This is a genomic window from Pseudomonas sp. SWI7 (assembly GCF_006351945.1).
Classification (GTDB): Bacteria; Pseudomonadota; Gammaproteobacteria; order Pseudomonadales; family Pseudomonadaceae; genus Aquipseudomonas; species Aquipseudomonas fulva.
In genome coordinates this window covers 1-15,011 of record NZ_CP040930.1, presented here as the reverse complement: position 1 = coordinate 15,011, position 15,011 = coordinate 1, and the positions used below count along the sequence as shown (strand labels likewise).

At 61.8% G+C, this 15,011-nt stretch carries 13 protein-coding genes and 5 pseudogenes; 5 read left to right on the top strand and 13 right to left on the bottom strand.

Annotated elements, in window-relative coordinates:
* Window positions 1-6: 6 nt before the first annotated feature.
* A complete protein-coding gene (locus FH041_RS00085; RefSeq protein ID WP_023534041.1) occupies window positions 7-549 on the bottom strand; it encodes a YaeQ family protein in 543 nt (180 codons plus the stop codon).
* Window positions 550-681: 132 nt separating this feature from the next.
* Between FH041_RS00085 and FH041_RS00080 the strand changes: the two genes are divergently transcribed.
* Window positions 682-1,881: a CaiB/BaiF CoA-transferase family protein gene (locus tag FH041_RS00080; protein ID WP_027913827.1), complete on the top strand. Its 1,200-nt coding sequence runs from the start codon at window positions 682-684 to the stop codon at window positions 1,879-1,881.
* Window positions 1,882-1,883: 2 nt separating this feature from the next.
* Complete coding sequence (locus tag FH041_RS00075; protein ID WP_373682153.1) at window positions 1,884-2,846, top strand: TIGR02285 family protein; 963 nt, start codon at window positions 1,884-1,886, stop codon at window positions 2,844-2,846.
* A 126-nt stretch (window positions 2,847-2,972) separates the two neighbouring features.
* On the opposite strand, the gene FH041_RS00070 is transcribed toward FH041_RS00075, so the two are convergent.
* The 12 genes and pseudogenes from FH041_RS00070 to ffh form a co-directional block, all read right to left on the bottom strand.
* A complete protein-coding gene (locus tag FH041_RS00070; protein ID WP_023534040.1) occupies window positions 2,973-3,254 on the bottom strand; it encodes a DUF3509 domain-containing protein in 282 nt (93 codons plus the stop codon).
* 69 nt (window positions 3,255-3,323) lie between these two features.
* Window positions 3,324-3,752: a response regulator transcription factor gene (locus FH041_RS00065; protein WP_128610241.1), complete on the bottom strand. Its 429-nt coding sequence runs from the start codon at window positions 3,750-3,752 to the stop codon at window positions 3,324-3,326.
* Between the two features lie 126 nt (window positions 3,753-3,878).
* Window positions 3,879-5,288 carry a threonine synthase gene (thrC, locus tag FH041_RS00060; protein ID WP_027913825.1) on the bottom strand — a complete coding sequence of 470 codons (1,410 nt, stop codon included), beginning with the start codon at window positions 5,286-5,288 and terminating at the stop codon, window positions 3,879-3,881.
* Window positions 5,289-5,533: 245 nt separating this feature from the next.
* Entirely contained in the window at window positions 5,534-6,838 is a 1,305-nt protein-coding gene (locus tag FH041_RS00055) for a homoserine dehydrogenase (RefSeq protein ID WP_023534107.1), read from the bottom strand.
* A gap of 83 nt (window positions 6,839-6,921) precedes the next feature.
* Complete coding sequence (locus tag FH041_RS00050) at window positions 6,922-7,665, bottom strand: thioredoxin fold domain-containing protein (RefSeq protein WP_027913823.1); 744 nt, start codon at window positions 7,663-7,665, stop codon at window positions 6,922-6,924.
* 154 nt (window positions 7,666-7,819) lie between these two features.
* Window positions 7,820-8,716: a site-specific tyrosine recombinase XerD gene (xerD, locus tag FH041_RS00045; protein ID WP_027913822.1), complete on the bottom strand. Its 897-nt coding sequence runs from the start codon at window positions 8,714-8,716 to the stop codon at window positions 7,820-7,822.
* A gap of 587 nt (window positions 8,717-9,303) precedes the next feature.
* On the bottom strand, window positions 9,304-9,723 hold the full coding sequence (locus tag FH041_RS00040) for an acyl-CoA thioesterase (RefSeq protein WP_027913821.1): 420 nt from the start codon (window positions 9,721-9,723) through the stop codon (window positions 9,304-9,306).
* 93 nt (window positions 9,724-9,816) lie between these two features.
* Window positions 9,817-10,168: pseudogene (gene rplS, locus FH041_RS00035) on the bottom strand (50S ribosomal protein L19).
* A 41-nt stretch (window positions 10,169-10,209) separates the two neighbouring features.
* Window positions 10,210-10,788, bottom strand: a pseudogene (trmD, locus tag FH041_RS00030) (tRNA (guanosine(37)-N1)-methyltransferase TrmD); the annotation flags it as partial.
* 181 nt (window positions 10,789-10,969) lie between these two features.
* A pseudogene (gene rimM, locus FH041_RS00025) lies at window positions 10,970-11,506 on the bottom strand (ribosome maturation factor RimM).
* Between the two features lie 5 nt (window positions 11,507-11,511).
* On the bottom strand, window positions 11,512-11,763 hold the full coding sequence (gene rpsP / locus FH041_RS00020; RefSeq protein ID WP_023533649.1) for a 30S ribosomal protein S16: 252 nt from the start codon (window positions 11,761-11,763) through the stop codon (window positions 11,512-11,514).
* 239 nt (window positions 11,764-12,002) lie between these two features.
* Window positions 12,003-13,374 (bottom strand): annotated as a pseudogene (gene ffh, locus FH041_RS00015) (signal recognition particle protein).
* A 251-nt stretch (window positions 13,375-13,625) separates the two neighbouring features.
* Between ffh and FH041_RS22615 the strand changes: the two are divergent.
* From FH041_RS22615 to FH041_RS22610, 3 genes and pseudogenes are all read left to right on the top strand, one after another.
* On the top strand, window positions 13,626-13,766 hold the full coding sequence (locus tag FH041_RS22615) for a hypothetical protein (RefSeq protein ID WP_168199518.1): 141 nt from the start codon (window positions 13,626-13,628) through the stop codon (window positions 13,764-13,766).
* Between the two features lie 115 nt (window positions 13,767-13,881).
* Entirely contained in the window at window positions 13,882-14,430 is a 549-nt protein-coding gene (locus FH041_RS00010) for an inner membrane protein YpjD (protein ID WP_140174106.1), read from the top strand.
* Window positions 14,431-14,439: 9 nt separating this feature from the next.
* Window positions 14,440-15,010: pseudogene (locus tag FH041_RS22610) on the top strand (transporter); the annotation flags it as partial.
* Window position 15,011: the final 1 nt, after the last annotated feature.

Genomic DNA, 15,011 nt, shown 5'->3' with positions numbered 1-15,011 from the left:
GATGCTTCAGCCACGCTCCCCCAGCAGCCACTGCAATTGCACTTCGTGCTGGCCACGGTCATCGGTCACGAACACCGTGCCTTCGCTGATCATCACATCCCATTTGATGCTGCGGGGCATGTCGGTGGCCAGGGTCTCGAGCACCTCCTGAGGCACGGCCGCGATGCTGAGGTTCTTGAGGTTCTTCACCGCGCTCACCACCTTGCCTTCCCACACACGCAGACTACCGTAGGCCAGCAGGCTGGTGCGTTCGGTACGGCGCGAGCACCAGGTCAGGCGATCGGCATCTGGCTGGCCTACTTCGATCCAGTGCAACACGCGGTCGTCCAGGCTCTTTTCCCAGAGCGCCGGCTCATCGACGTCCGACAGCCCCCGGCCGAATGTCAGGTTTTCGTTGTACCACAGCGCATAGGCCAACAGACGAACCGCCATACGCTCCTCGGTTTCCGACGGGTGCCGCGCGATGGTCTGCTTGACGTTCTCGTAGACATTGCGGTCGAGGTCGGTCAGGTTCAGTTCGAATTTGTAGGTGGTGGACGGCTGGGCCATGGTCGGGGTGCTTCTTGCCTGAAGAAAAGTCGCACAGTCTAACCGATCCAGTCCACGGTTGCGCCGCGGCAGTATCTGCCGCATCGCAGCTGTGATAAAAACACCGCTCTTCATAGCTGCCACGGATGCCCCATGTCGACGTCAAGCAAACCCCTCGCCGGCCTTAAAGTGGTCGAGCTCGGCACCTTGATCGCCGGGCCATTCGCATCGCGCATCTGCGCCGAATTCGGCGCCGAGGTGGTCAAGGTGGAATCGCCCGACGGCGGCGACCCGTTGCGCAAGTGGCGCAAGCTTTACGAGGGCACCTCGCTGTGGTGGTTCGTGCAGGCGCGCAACAAGCGCTCGCTCACCCTCAATCTCAAGCACCCCGACGGGCGCGACGTCCTGCGCAAACTGCTGGCCGAGGCGGACATCCTGATCGAAAACTTCCGTCCGGGCGTGCTCGAGAAGCTCGGTTTTGGCTGGGACGTGCTTCATGCGCTCAACCCACGGCTGGTCATGGTGCGCCTGTCAGGCTTCGGCCAGACCGGGCCCATGAAGGAGCAACCAGGCTTTGGCGCGGTGGGCGAGTCCATGGGTGGCTTGCGTTACATCACTGGGTTCGAGGATCGCCCGCCCGTGCGCACCGGTATTTCCATCGGCGACTCCATTGCGGCGTTGTGGGCGGTGATCGGCGCACTGATGGCCCTGCGTCATCGCGAGGTCAACGGGGGTTTGGGCCAGGTGGTCGACGTGGCGCTGTACGAAGCCATCTTCGCCATGATGGAGAGCATGGTGCCGGAGTTCGACGTCTTCGGTTTCATCCGCGAGCGCACGGGCAACATCATGCCGGGCATCACGCCCTCCTCCATCCATACCAGCGCAGACGGCAAGCATGTACAGATCGGCGCCAATGGCGATGCCATCTTCAGGCGCCTGATGTTGACCATCGGCCGTAGCGACCTGGCCGAGGACCCGAGCCTGGCCACCAATGACGGGCGAGACCTGCGCCGCGATGAGCTGTACGGGGTCATCGATCGCTGGGCCAACGGATTGCCACTGGAGCAGCTTATGCAGGCCCTGACCGCAGCCGAGGTGCCGGCCAGCCGCATTTACTCGGCCGAAGACATGTTCAGCGACCCTCAGTACCTGGCGCGCGAGATGCTTCTGGAGGCGCGCCTGCCCGATGGCAAGGCAGTGCGCATGCCGGGCATCGTCCCAAAGCTATCCGACACCCCAGGCTCTGCCGATTGGGTCGGGCCAGCACTGGGCGAACACACCGACGAGCTGCTAAGCCAGCTGGGCTATGATGCGGCCGCCGTCGCCGCCCTGCGTCAGGCGGGCGCTGTCTGAGCCTGTCGCTGTTCCATTGCCTGCGCCCCGTTAGGTTGGCATGGACGGGTGCCCTACTGGCTGCACTGCTGAGCGTGCCATCAAGCGCTCAGGAGCGGTTGCTGTGGCTGGTGCGCGATCTGCCACCGTTCAGCGTATCCGAGGGCCCGGAAGAAGGTCGTGGGGTGATAGACCAGCTGTTACCGCAGCTGATCCAGCAGATGCCCGAATATGCCCACAGCACCGTGCGGGTCAATCGTGCGCGTGGCTTGCAGATGCTGCAGGACAGCAGCAGCCTGACCTGTGATCCGATGCTGCTGTGGACTGCCGAGCGCGCTCGCTATGTGCGCTTTTCCATCCCGTTGCTGGGCGTGCAAACCAGCGGCCTGGTCGTGCGCAAGGAAAACCACGCCCTGGTGGCGCCCCACCTCGACGGTGAGGCGGTCGATCTTCAAGGCCTGCTGAGCGACCCATCGCTACGCCTTGGGGTAGTGGCAGAGCGCAGTTACGGGGCTGTGATCGACGATACGCTGAGCCACTTGCCAGATGCCTCCGTCAGCCGGCACTACGGCACGCAGGCCACCGCCAACCTGCTGCAGATGCAACGCTTGGGCCGACTGCGCCTGGTGCTCGGCTACTGGCCGGAAGTTCGCTATCTGATCCAGCAACAGGGCGGATCGCCTGCTGACTACCAATTTCACCCGGTTCAGGGTGTGAAGCCCTACCAATTCCTGCATGTAGGCTGCTCGGCCAGCCCGCAAGGGCAAGCCGCCATGGCCCACATCGATCAGGTCTTGACCCAGCTGCGCCAGACGGTGCTACCGAACCTGTATGCGCATTGGCTCGACCTCGCTCAGCGGGCGGACTACCTTGAACACAGTCGCGCTTTCTTCAGCGAGCACACGGCGGCACACGCCGAACGCCCTGAACAGGACGAGCGCCACGCCGCTGGGCCGATCAACCTTCAAGATCCCCAACCCAGATAAAAAGAAACCCCGGACGCTGGGGAAGAACGTCCGGGGTCAAGCGAAAGCCCTTGGGCTTCCAGCGACAGCAGTGGCCATGCGGGAGCAAAGCAGTGGCCGGCTGTACTGATCAATCTGATGACTCGCTCAGGCAAAGGTTCCCTGAGGTTGCTGACGCTGCTGCAATGCAGCAATCACGCAAGGTTGCAGCCGCCCTTCGGCGATCTGCAGATCACGGTGCAGACCATCGACCATGTCCACCAGCAGACGTTGCTCCTGCAATTGACGCTCGCTGACCGTGCGCTGTAATACCACCCTGGCCAGGTGGTCGTGGACGGTCAATTGCCGGTTACCGTGGCTATCGGCCAGGCCCAAGTGCGCCTGGTAAGGGGTGAGGGCTTGATTGAGCAGTCTGCAGATTCGTTCCATCCGGATTACTCGCTTGCTTGATGAGTTGTAAGGAGCAGACCTGCAAGCGAAGCGGAAAGTTCTAACCCTTCATGCTGTTGAATGCGCCGTCGGTGCGTTGATGGGTTGCGACCTTTCACGTTCGGACGGGCTTGGCAGTATTTGCAACACCCTTTGCAGGGCCGGGGAAGACAATGGCCATGGCAACTCCGCAATGACTTGCAAGCCAAAACCGCGGGCCTGATCAGCCAGGTTGCGTCGCCGGGCACCTGCCTGACCGACGAACAGCACCGGGCAGGCCAGCGGTAGCCGCTTGAGTATCGCAATGCCTGTGCGGGTGGGCATGGCATGGTCGAAAATCAATAAATCCGGGGAGAATGCGCCCGAAAGGCACGCGTCGAGCTCGGCCTTGTCCTGACAGACCCGCACCCGAAACACGCCCTGGGCATTGAGGGCCTGGTGCAGAAGGATCTGGTGGGACGGGCGCACCTGATGAATCAGTACATGGGGCTGTTGCATGAGCCGCTCCTGCTGGGAGGACCGGCTAATCTAGGCGCGATGACGATCGGCCAGAATAGGATTTTTCTGAATTAATGCATCGAAACCACTGAGGCTCCGGATCGGCCCGACCCGGAGCCTGCAAGGTCAGAGCGGCTTGCCGCGATTGCCGTGCTGGCTGACGAAGCCTTGTACTGCCTTGAGGTCATTGGGCAATACGGTGCATCGCTCTTCACGGCTGAACAGGTCGCTCATGTGCACGGGCAATTCAAGCGCCTTGCCAACGCCTGCCTGCTCGACCGCTTCAGGGAACTTGACCGGGTGTGCGGTACCCAGCACAACCATGGGCGTATCCAGGCTACGGCGGCACTCGCGACCGGCCTTGACGCCGATGGCCGTGTGCGGGTCCAGCACCTCGCCGGTCGTCTCAAACACCTCGGCGATGGTCTGGCAGGTCTGTTCATCGGTGACGGCCAGCGAATCGAAGAGCTTGCGCGCCTCGGTCCAGCGGTCCTGTTCGACGCTGAAGCCGCCGCCTTGGCGGAAGTTGGCCATCAACTCGGCAATCGACGCGCCGTTGCGACCGTGCAGATCGAACAGCAGGCGCTCGAAGTTGGACGAAACCATGATGTCCATCGACGGCGACAAGGTGGCGTGCAACTGCTCCTTGACGTACTGGTTGCCGCTCATGAAGCGGTGCAGGATGTCGTTGCGGTTGGTGGCCACCACCAGCTGGCTGATCGGCAGGCCCATGTTGCGTGCCAGGTAGCCTGCGAAGATATCGCCGAAGTTGCCGGTGGGCACCGAGAAGGCCACCGAACGGGCCGGGCCGCCAAGCTGCAGGGCTGCGTGGAAGTAGTAGACGATCTGGGCCATGATCCGCGCCCAGTTGATCGAATTGACAGCTACCAGGCGGGTGCCCTTGAGGAACGACTGGTCGGCGAAGCTCGCCTTGACCATTTCCTGGCAGTCATCGAAATTGCCTTCGATGGCGATGTTGTGGATGTTCTCGCCGAAGAGGGTCGTCATCTGCCGACGCTGCACTTCCGAAACCCGCTGGTGCGGGTGCAGGATGAAGATGTCGACATTGTCGCACCGACGGCAACCTTCGATGGCCGCAGAGCCGGTGTCGCCGCTGGTGGCACCGATGATCACCACACGTTCGTTACGCTTGGCCAGCACGTGGTCGAGCAAGCGACCGAGCAGTTGCAAGGCGAAATCCTTGAATGCCAGGGTCGGCCCGTGGAACAGCTCAAGCACCCACTCGTTGCTGTTGAGCTGGCGCAGCGGGGCAACGGCAGCATGGGCGAATTCGCCGTAGGTTTCTTCGAGAATTTTCTTGAAGTCGGCATCGGCGATGCTGCCCTCGACGAACGGGCGCATGACGCGGAAGGCCAGCTCGTGGTACGGCAGGCCCGCCCAGGATGCGATTTCTTCCTGCGTGAAACGTGGCAGGTTTTCCGGGACGTACAGGCCACCGTCGGTAGCCAGGCCGGCGAGCAATACGTCTTCAAAGTTCAGGGCCGGTGCCTGGCCGCGGGTACTGATATAGCGCATGGGACAAACCTTTGGTTTGAGCGGCAAGCCTGGTTTACCCGCAGCAGAAAAGGGCCGGAGGCCTCGTTCCTGGGCGGCACGCCTTGGCTTGCCGTGACTATAGGGTGTTCTAAAGCCCCTTCGCTGCGTATGGCTGCAGCGCCGGGGGTGTCGCTGGGGCTCTGTGCGAGAAGCCCCGGTACTCGGTCACGCATGTCCGAAAACAGCATTGCCGGACGTTCGTCACAAGGCTGTTCAGGCCAACCCTAGTTGAGCTGCTCGACGCGAATGCGCACGACCTGGCCTACCACATCCTGCAGGGCCTCGAGGGCAACGATAGCGTCGTTGATGCCCTGCTCCACCACCCGGTGGGTCAACAGGATCATCGGCACCAAGCCGTCTTGCTCTTCGGCTTCCTTTTGCATGATCGATTCGATGTTGATGCCACGCTCGGACAGAATGCTCGCCACCTGGGCCAGCACCCCTGGATGATCCTTGGCCTGAATACGCAGGTAATAGGCGCTCTCGCAGGCTTCGATCGGCAGGATCGGGTGCGCTGACAGCGAATCGGGCTGGAACGCCAGGTGGGGTACGCGGTTTTCCGGGTCAGAGGTCATGGCACGGACCACGTCCACCAGGTCACCCACCACCGAGGACGCGGTTGGTTCCATTCCTGCGCCTGCACCGTAGTACAACGTCGAGCCGGCGGCGTCGCCGTTGACCATCACGGCATTCATCACCCCATTGACGTTGGCAATCAGGCGGTCGGCCGGAATCAGCGTCGGGTGCACGCGCAACTCGATACCTTCGGCGGTACGGCGTGCCATGCCCAGGTGCTTGATGCGGTAGCCCAGGGCTTCGGCGTAGTTCACGTCCGCCGTGGTCAGCTGGGTGATGCCTTCGGTGTAGGCCTTGTCGAACTGCAGCGGAATGCCGAACGCGATCGATGCCAGGATGGTCAGCTTGTGCGCCGCGTCGATGCCTTCGACGTCGAACGTCGGGTCGGCTTCGGCATAGCCAAGCGCCTGGGCTTCGGCCAGCACATCCGGGAAGGCACGGCCTTTTTCGCGCATTTCGGTGAGGATGAAGTTGCCGGTACCGTTGATGATCCCCGCCAGCCAGTTGATACGGTTGGCCGACAGGCCTTCGCGAATGGCCTTGATTACCGGGATGCCGCCGGCCACCGCTGCTTCGAAGGCGACGATCACGCCCTTTTCACGGGCTCTGGCGAAGATTTCGTTGCCATGCACGGCGATCAGCGCCTTGTTGGCGGTGACCACGTGCTTGCCGTTCTCGATGGCCTTGAGCACCAGGTCGCGGGCCACGGTGTAGCCCCCAATGAGCTCGATGACGATATCGATCTCGGGGTTGCTCGCGACTTCGAACACATCAGCGGTAATGGGGGTACCGGTAATCTGGCAGTTCGGGTTCTGCGAGCGCATGGCGATCTGTGCCACTTCAATACCGCGCCCGGCACGGCGGGCAATCTCCTCGGCGTTGCGCTGAAGTACATTGAAGGTTCCGCCACCGACGGTCCCCAACCCACAGATGCCTACTTTGACCGGTTTCACTGTGAACTCCCCATTGAACGGCCGACACCTTTGCCGACCGTGAAACATGCCGTCACCCCATGACGACGGCGTATAGAACTGTATTACTTGGCAAGCGCCAGCTTGGCGACCTGCGGTGCAGGCTGGTAACCCGGAATCACCTGGCCATTTTCGAGCACGATGGCCGGTGTACCGTTGACGCCGATCGACTGCCCCAGCTGGAACTGCTTGCTGACCGGGTTGGTGCACTTGGCTGCCTTGATTTCATCACCCTCGACCATCTTGTCCATGGCTTTGCGACGGTCGCTGGAGCACCACACCGCCTGCAATTGCTGGTCGCCGGCCGAGCCCAGGCCCTGACGCGGGAAGGCGACGTAACGCACTTCGATACCGCGGCGGTTGAGTTCGGGCACTTCGGCATGCAGCTTGTGGCAGTACGGGCACGTGGTGTCGGTGAAGACGGTGATATGGGACTTGGTTTCGCCCTTGGCCGGATACACCACCATCTCACCTGCCGGAATGCCATTGATGAGCTTGGCTATGCCCAGGCGCTCGGCTTTTTCGGTCAGGTTGACGGGCTTGCCGTCCTGGATCTGGAACAGGTAGCCCTGCATCACGAACTGGCCATCAGCGCTGGCGTACAGCACACGCCCGCCTTGCAGCTTGACTTCGTACAGGCCGCTGACCGGGCTGCTGGCCACGCTCTCGACAGGCACTTCCAGGGACAGGTTCTGCAATGACTTGCGAATGGCCTGCTCGGCGCCGACTGGCGTATCGGGCGCCGCAGCCACGGCAAAGGTGCTGGCCAGCGCCAAGGCGGCGGCGGCGAAAAACGGGGTCACGCGCATGGATACTCCTGAGGGCGGACAGGGGCCGCAGAGCGTCACCTGAGTAAAACGACGAGGTGACTGGGCGGCCCTTGGTGCTAACCGCCCAAGCCTACCACATCACGCCTGGCTTGAAGCCGCCGCAGACTGCCGGTTGGGCGAACATGAAAAACATTCATCCGCGTGGATGGTGCTCGGCGTGCAGTTGCTGCAACCGTGCCTTGGCCACGTGGGTGTAGATCTGCGTGGTCGACAAATCGCTGTGGCCCAGCAACAGCTGCACCACGCGAAGGTCCGCACCGTGGTTGAGCAGGTGCGTGGCGAATGCGTGTCGCAGCGTGTGCGGCGACAAGGCCTTGTCGATGCCCGCCATCTGGGCATGGTGCTTGATGCGATGCCAGAAGGTCTGCCGGGTCATCTGCTCGCCGCGCAGGCTAGGGAACAGCACATCGCTGGGACGGCCGTTGAGCAATTCGGCACGGCCGTGGCGCAGGTAGCGCTCCAGCCACACCACCGCCTCCTCGCCCATGGGCACCAGCCGCTCCTTGCTGCCTTTGCCCATCACCCTGAGTACGCCCTGGCGCAGATTGACCTGATCGAGCGTGAGGCTGACCAGCTCGGTGACGCGCAGGCCGCAGGCATACAGCACTTCGAGCATGGCGCGGTCGCGCTGGCCGATGGCCTCGCCAAGCTCCGGGGCTTGCAACAAGGCTTCCACATCGGCCTCGGACAGCGACTTGGGCAGCGGTTTGCCCAGTTGTGGCATGTCTACCTGAAGCGTCGGGTCGATGGCGATGAGCTTTTCGCGCAGCAGGTAGCGGAAGAAACCGCGTAGCCCGGACAGGAAACGTGCGGTCGAGCGCGGCTTGTAGCCTTGGTCCAGGCGCCAGGCCAGGTGGTCGAGAATCAGTTCGCGGCCCGCATCGGGGAGGTTGACCGAGTGTGCTTGTAGCCAGCCGTTGAACAGGGCGAGGTCGCTGCGGTAAGAGGTGCGAGTATTGTCGGACAATCCCTTTTCGAGCCACAGGGCGTCCAGGAATTGATCGATGAGCGGGTGGTCCAGGGCGGGCATGCTGGGGGCTATTTGCGGCTGTGGGGGCGGTAGTGTTTCATAGCGATTGGCGGGTTGTCTGTATTTGGGGTGGGCTGGCTTGCAGTGCTTATCGAGGTTCGCGGTTTTTATGGACCGGCGGCGAAGGGGGCGCGGTGAGATTAAATAATCGGTATGAACGTTTGAGCGCCTTGGGGCCTTGGCGCCTTAGCTTGGGCGTATGTGGCAAGTTGGTATTCATTGGCGAGGGGGGCGCACAGTCACCCTTCCGCCCTTACGGCGGCTCACTTTTTGTCTTGGCAAAAAGTAAGCAAAAACCGCCTGCTCCTGTCATCCGGCCCCTACGCTGCGCTCCGGGGTTCCCTCGCTCCGGGCTTGCTCCCGGGAGGACCGCGCTGCAGGCCCCATCCTGGGGCCCAGCGCTTGACAGGCATCCATGCCTGTCACCTCCCTGCGCAAGCCCTGCGCTCGGCCTCCTGAAGTCGCGATCTGCGGTGCCTGGGCTACCGCGCGCTTAGAAGCAAAAGCTAAAGCAACGGCACTGGCACTGGCACTGGCAAGAAGCCTGTCGAATTTCGTGCGGGAGCGGCGCTCCGGCGACGCCTTGCCTATGCAGGTTTTGATATTTCCTGCAGTACCGGCACCGGACGCTTGTCCTCGTCGATGGCAACGAAACTGAAGACGCCGTGAATCGCCCGCTCCCGGCCATCGAGATACATGTTTTCGACGAAGACATCCACCTGCACCTGCAAGCTGGTATTGCCTACCTTGATCACCGTACCCACCAGCTCGACGATTGAGCCCGCCGGGATCGGGTGCTTGAAGTCGATGCGATCGGTGGAAACAGTCACCAACGGCAAGCGGCAGAAACGCGTGGCCGCGATGAAGGACACTTCGTCCATCCACGCCAGGGCCGTGCCACCGAACAAGGTGTTGTGATGGTTGGTGGTGTTGGGGAACACCGCCTTGGTCACGCGGGTGACCGAAAGCTCGGTGCGGCGCTGAATTTCCTGGTCTCGGGTGGTCATGGCTGTCACCTGTACGAAGTTCAAAACGCAAAAAAGCAGCCCGAAGGCTGCTTCTTTCTCGCTAGGCGACCTGGGCCGCCGGGCAAACTGTACTCAGGACAGTTTTTCCTTGATGCGAGCGGCTTTGCCGGACAGATCGCGCAGGTAGTACAGCTTGGCTTTACGCACGTCACCACGACGTTTCACGGCCAGGCTGTCGATCTGTGGGCTGAAGGTCTGGAAGGTACGCTCTACACCAACGCCGCTGGAGATCTTGCGCACGGTGAAGGCGCTGTTTCAGACCACGGTTGCGCTTGGCGATAACGACGCCTTCGAACGCCTGCAGACGGGAACGCTCACCTTCCTTCACTTTAACTTGAACGACAACGGTGTCGCCGGGTGCGAAGGTCGGGATTTCCTTGCTCATCTGCTCGGCTTCGAGCTGCTGGATGATCTTGTTGGTCATGCTGTGCTCCTAAGATGGATCGTGATCCACCATCGATACGTTTAACTATCGTCCCGCTCGTGGAGGTATTCCTCGAGCAGCTTCTTCTCTTCTCCAGAAAGCGAGCGACTTTCCAGAAGATCGGCGCGTCGTTCGAAGGTCCTACCAAGGGACTGCTTCATTCTCCAACGCCGGATGTGTGCATGGTTGCCACTAAGCAACACGTCGGGAACACGCTGATCCGCATACACCTCAGGTCGGGTGTAGTGCGGGCAATCAAGCAGACCATCGGTGAAAGAGTCTTCTTCCGCCGAGTCCACATGCCCTAAAGCTCCGGGCAGCAGCCGTGTAACCGCATCGATCAGTACCATGGCCGGCAGCTCGCCACCGGAAAGCACATAGTCGCCAATCGAACCAACTCCTCATCGACATGAGCTTCAATGAAAACGCTCGTCGATGCCTTCATAACGACCGGCGATCAGGATCAATGATTCCTGTTCGGCCAGGCCTTTGACCGCCTGCTGAGTCAGCTTGCGGCCTTGTGGCGAGAGATAGATCACCTTCGCCGCAGCTCCGGTTGCCTGCCTGGCGTTGACCAGGGCATCTTCCAGAGGCTTGATTTTCATCACCATGCCAGGACCACCGCCAAACGGCCGATCATCTACCGTATGGTGACGATCTGTGGTGTAGTCCCGCGGGTTTCCAGCACGTTACCTGAAGCAACCCCTGTTTCACCGCGCGGCTGGTAATGCCGTACTCCGTGATGGCCGAAAACATCTCGGGGAACAACGTGATGACGTCTACGCGAAGGTTACCCATCGATTAGAAGTCCGCGTCCCACTCAACCCGCATCACGCCTGCATCCAGGTCGATATCGAGCACGCATTGCGCAGTATAGGGCAACAAACGCTCGCGATCATCCAGGCTGCCTGCACACGGCTTGACCACCATTACATCGTTCGCACCGGTCTCCAACAGATGATCGACCTTGCCGAACAGGTGTTCGTCCTGGTTGATGACCTTCAGAACCTACCAACTGGTACCAGTAGTACTCATCGGCGGCCAGGTTGGGCAAAAGGCTCCGCGCAATGCAGATTTCGTAACCGCTCAGAAGACGGGCTTCGTCACGATCCTCGAGACCTTTCAGTTTCACGACCAGGCCCTTTTGGGAGCCACGACCGCTGACCAGCTCGACCTGCTTTACCTTGCCTTCGTGCCGAAGCGTCCAGCTTGGATAATCCAACAGGTTTCAATCGGATCGGTAAAGGAATACACCTTCACCTCGCCGCGAACGCCGTGAACCGAAAAAATCTTGCCAACGACGATGAGGTCGTCAGCCTTTTCTGGCGTCGCGTTCATATTGCTCAGGCGGCAGCCTTGGCAGCGTCCTTCAGCAGCTGAGCAACACGCTCAGACGGCTGTGCGCCCTGGCTCAGCCAGTAGGTGACGCGCTCTTGGTTGACCGACAGCTTGACTTCGGCGCCAGCAGCGATCGGGTTGAAGAAACCTACGCGCTCAACGAAACGGCCGTCACGGGCGTTACGCGAGTTGGTCACGGTCAGGTGGTAGAAAGGGCGCTTTTTCGAGCCGCCACGGGCCAGACGAATGGTTACCATGTGAACATCGTTCCTATAGTCGGTGCTGCAGTTGGTACTGCAAATCTGAATGCCAAATAGGCACACGGGTGCCCAAAAGGCCGCATATTCTCAAGGAATACACGGACATTTGCAAATGACTTTTTCGGTCGAAGCTTGCCCGACCGTCCAGACTTGCTGCGTAAGCCGCGAAAATCGCGACCGTTGTCCCGCTTGCGCGGGGTGAGGGGCCGGCACGAAGACGGTCTGCCCCGAAAACTTCACAGCTTGGGCATGCCGCCGCCCGGCAGCATGCCGCCGAGCCCTCGCATCATCTTGGCCATGCCGCCTTTGCTGGAGAACTTCTTCATCATCTTCTGCATCTGCTTGTGCTGCTTGATCAGCCGGCCGATGTCCTGCACCTGGGTACCGGAGCCTAGGGCAATGCGGCGCTTGCGCGAGCCGCTGATCAGGTCGGGATCGCGGCGCTCGGCCGGCGTCATGGAGTTGATGATCGCCTCCATCTGCTTGAACTGCTTCTCGGCAGCGCCCTGGGCATTGCCCATCTGCGACAGGTTGACGCCGCCGATGCTCGGCAGCTTGTCCATCAGCCCGCCCAGGCCCATGTTCTTCATCTGCTGAAGCTGGTCACGGAAGTCTTCAAGGTCGAAGCCCTTGCCCTTCTTCAGTTTCTTGGCCAGCTTGTCGGCCTTGGCCTTGTCGATGGTCTGCTCGGCCTGCTCGATCAGGCTGAGCACGTCGCCCATGCCCAGGATGCGCGAGGCCACCCGGTCGGGGTGGAACGGCTCGAGCGCTTCGCTCTTCTCGCCCATGCCGATGAATTTGATCGGCTTGCCGGTGATGGCGCGCACCGACAGCGCCGCACCACCACGCGCATCACCATCGACCTTGGTCAGCACCACGCCGGTCAACGGCAAGGCTTCCCGAACGCCTTGGCGGTGTTGGCGGCGTCCTGGCCGGTCATGGCATCGACCACGAACAACGTTTCGATGGGCTTGACCGCGGCGTGCAGGGCCTTGATCTCGTCCATCATGTCGGCGTCGATGTGCAGACGGCCTGCGGTATCGACGATGACCACATCGATGAACTTGAGCTTGGCTTCGCGAATGGCGGCTTCGGCGATGGCGACCGGCTTCTGGCTGATGTCGGACGGGAAGAAGGTGACGCCGATGTCGTTGGCCAGGGTCTCGAGCTGCTTGATAGCCGCGGGACGATAGACGTCGGCAGACACCACCATCACGCTCTTTTTCTTGCGCTCTTTAAGGAAGCGCGCCAGCTTGCCGGCGGTGGTGGTCTTGCCCGCACCTTGCAGGCCGGCCATCAGCACCACGGCAGGCGGGGCGGCATTGAGCGCCAGGTCCTCGTTGGCGCCCCCATCAGGCTTTCGAGTTCGGCCTGGACGATCTTGACGAAGGCCTGGCCTGGGGTGAGGCTGCGCGACACTTCTGTGCCGACGGCACGTTCCTTCACGCTGTTGACGAAATCCTTCACCACCGGCAGGGCAACGTCGGCCTCGAGCAGGGCCATGCGCACTTCGCGCAGCGTGTCCTTGATGTTGTCTTCGGTCAGCTTGGCCTTGCCGGTGACATGGCGCAGCGTCTGTGACAGGCGGTCGGTCAGGTTTTCGAACATGATGATCCTTTCTGGCCCAGTAAAAGCCGAGGTTGTCAGGCGCCCGCGGGGAAATGCACACCCGCCAGGCACAGCAAGGCGGCGATTATAGCGAAGTGAAGCGACCGCGCACACCTTCAGTGGCACTCGCCAGTCGCGACGTGGGTTTGCCCCGTGCCTGCGCCGCCTCCGCCTTGCGCGCCCGTCAGTCTTCCTAGAGCGGCGCGGTTTATGCCAAACTCCGTCTCTTTAAGGCTCGCCCACCAGGACTTATGGTCTCCTCTCCCAGCCTCATCCCCAACCTGATTGCCGCTGCGCTCTACATCGTCGCGGCCATCTACCAGGGCTCATCCCTGGCCAAGGGCCGCAAGATCGACAAACGGCTACCCGGTCTGTTGGCACCATTGCCGTGATCGCCCAGGGCGGTGCGCTGTTCTTCCAGCTGATCACCCCGCTTGGCCTGAGCCTGGATTTCTTCAGTGCCGCCAGCCTGATCGCCGTGGCCGTCATCGCCCTGACCTTGCTGGCATGCCTGCGCATCCGGTGGAGAACCTGCTGGTGCTGTTCCCGCTCGGTGCGGTCACTGCGCTGCTGGCCCAATTCGCGCCGCCGGGGACCGTGCCGCTGATCGATGAGGAACCGGGCATTCTTGCCCATATCCTCTTGTCGATTCTGGCCTACGGGCTGTTCACCATCGCCGTGTTCCAGTCGTTGCTGTTGCTGGTCCAGGACCATCAACTCAAGCACAAGCACCCCTCAGGCCTGATTCGAAACTTCCCGCCACTGCAAACCATGGAAAGCCTGCTGTTCGGCTTTCTCTGGGCAGGCTGGTGCCTGCTGTCCCTGTCGCTGGTGTCCGGCTGGTTGTTCCTTGACAACCTGTTCGCCCAGCACCCTGGTGCACAAGACGTTGCTGGCCTGCGTGGCCTGGGTTGTGTTCAGCGTATTGTTGTGGGGCGTACCCGCCTGGGCTGGCGGGGCCACAAGGCCATCCGCTGGACCCTGGCAGGCTTCTGCCTGCTGATGCTGGCCTATTTCGGCAGCAAGCTGGTTCGCGAATTCATCCTGCACATCTGACGGCCTTACATGAACATCCTGCCGTACGCACCTCTTCTCGGCACCTCGGCAATCGCCTGCTGTGGTCTGCACTGCTCACCGCCATCGAGACCGCACGCCTGCACACGATGGTGTCGGGCGGCGAGAATGACAGCCCACCCAAGCTCTCGGGCCCTGCCCTGGTCCTGGGCGCCAGCCTGGGCAAATGGCTGGTGCTGGCGCTGGCCTGCCTGATCGGGCTGCGCCAAGGCGGTGACAATGGCCTGTGGCAGGCAGGCCTTGCTGCCGCTGCCGTTCTGTTGGTGTTCGCCGAGTACCTGCCGCGTCGCCTGGCCAGACGCAACCCGCACGTCTTCGTCAGCCTGGGCGCCTTGCTCAAGCCGCCACTGGTACTGCTGCAACCGCTGGCCGGTGTACTCGACGGCTGCGCCAAGCTGCTGCTGCGCCCACTGCGCAAGCAGCCCGCCGCAGTCGCCCTGCACCCGAGCAAGCCGACGCCTTCGAGGACGACGAGCACCCGGAAACACCACGACGGGGCTTGCTCGACGGCATCCAGTCGCTGGACAAGATCACCGTCAACGACATTCTGGTGCCGCGCAACG